At 71.2% G+C, this 1,643-nt stretch carries 2 protein-coding genes; both read left to right on the top strand.

Annotation, left to right across the window (positions count from 1 at the left end; translation table 11 throughout):
- Window positions 1-399, top strand: a 399-nt coding sequence (locus tag G6026_RS11710) for a methylated-DNA--[protein]-cysteine S-methyltransferase (protein ID WP_182613281.1), incomplete at its 5' end; no start/stop codon positions are given.
- Window positions 400-526: 127 nt separating this feature from the next.
- A partial coding sequence (egtB, locus tag G6026_RS11705) for an ergothioneine biosynthesis protein EgtB (RefSeq protein WP_241728049.1) occupies window positions 527-1,643 on the top strand: 1,117 nt, incomplete at its 3' end.

Genomic DNA, 1,643 nt, shown 5'->3' with positions numbered 1-1,643 from the left:
GACCACCTCGATCGGCTGGCGAGCCAACTCGAGGCCTACTTCGCCGGTCGCCTGCGTGAGTTCGACGCCCCCGTGGACTGGGCGGCCGCGGGCGTGCACGATGAGTTCTCCCGCGAGGCCTACCGCGAGATCCAGCACATCCCGTACGGCGAGACCTCGACCTACGGGCAGGTCAGCGTGGATGCGGGCCGACCGCGCAACGCCCGCCGGGTGGGGCGGTTGTGCACCCTCGTGCCCGTGCCGTTCGTCATTCCCGTGCACCGGGTCCTCCGCGCCGACGGTGGAATGGGGAGCTGTCCCGAGTACCGCCTGCGGCTCCTCGAGCACGAGCGGCGCAACCTCACCGCGGAGGTCCCGGTGCCTTTTCCCGGCAGCGGCGTGCGGAACGGTGGCTTCTGAGCGGCGGGTCATCCGGAGAACGGTGGACACCCGGCGACCGGGTCATCCGGAGAACGGTGGGCACCGAACCACCACGTGGATAGTCTGGCGGCAGTCTGACCGCCGACCATGAACCGGGGGAGAGCCCATGACTGTTGGAGATGTCACAACCCAAGGGCCGCAGTCGGTTCCGACGCTCAGCGCCGGGGGCACGGTCGAGAGGTTCCTGCGCGTCCGCCAGCTCACCGACCTCTTGGCCTCCCGCCTGAGCGCCGAGGATCAGATTCCGCAATCGATGACGGCGGCCAGTCCCGCGGCGTGGCACCGAGCGCACACGACGTGGTTCTTCGAGGAGTTCGTACTGGGGCGTCTGCCGGGGTACACCTCGCCCGAGCCGGTCTTCCGGTTCCTCTTCAACTCGTATTACGAGGCCGTGGGACCGCGGCAACCCCGGCCCCAGCGGGGTCTCATCACCCGCCCCTCGGTGGCGGAGATCGGCGACTTCCGGTCGCGCGTCGACGAGGCGGTGGTGGCCGCGCTCGAGGCGGGACGGGTAGACGATCGCGGGCGTGAGCTCCTCGAACTGGGCTGCCACCACGAGCAGCAGCACCAGGAGCTGATGCTCATGGACGCCAAGCACCTGTTCTCCCACAATCCGACCGACCCCGTCTACGTGCACAGGTCCACGGACCCGGTCGCAGCGGCGCCGAGGGAGACGGACTGGCTCGACGTCGTCGAGGGGGTCGCCAGGGTCGGCGCCGCGGACCCGGCCGACCGCTCCGGGTCCCCCCACGACGATCTGCCCTCCGGCGGCTTCTCCTACGACAACGAACGCCCACGTCACCGGGTGTGGATACCGGGCGGCCAGGTGGCCGGTCGTCAGGTCACGGTGGCGGACTGGAAGCAGTTCATGGCCGATGGCGGGTACTCCCGCCCCGAGTTGTGGCTCTCCGACGGGTGGGCCGCCGTGCAGACCGAGGGCTGGGACGCGCCCGGGTACTGGCGTCGCGAGGACGGCATCGGGGCCCCCGCCGCCACGGACGGGAACGCCTCCGCCGACGGTGACTGGACGACCTTCACCCTCTCGGGCCGCCGGCCGGTGGTCGACGCCGAGCCCGTCTGCCACGTGTCCTTCTATGAGGCCGACGCGTTCGCCCGGTGGGCCGGTGCCCGGCTGCCCACCGAGTTCGAGTGGGAGGTCGCGTCCGCCGGCTGGCGGATCGGGGACGAGCTCGATCCCGACCGGTGCCACCCGCGGCCCGCCA

The sequence above is a fragment of the Dietzia sp. DQ11-38-2 genome (assembly GCF_014145055.1).
Lineage (GTDB): Bacteria > Actinomycetota > Actinomycetes > Mycobacteriales > Mycobacteriaceae > Dietzia.
This window is presented reverse-complemented; position numbering and strand designations above follow the sequence as displayed.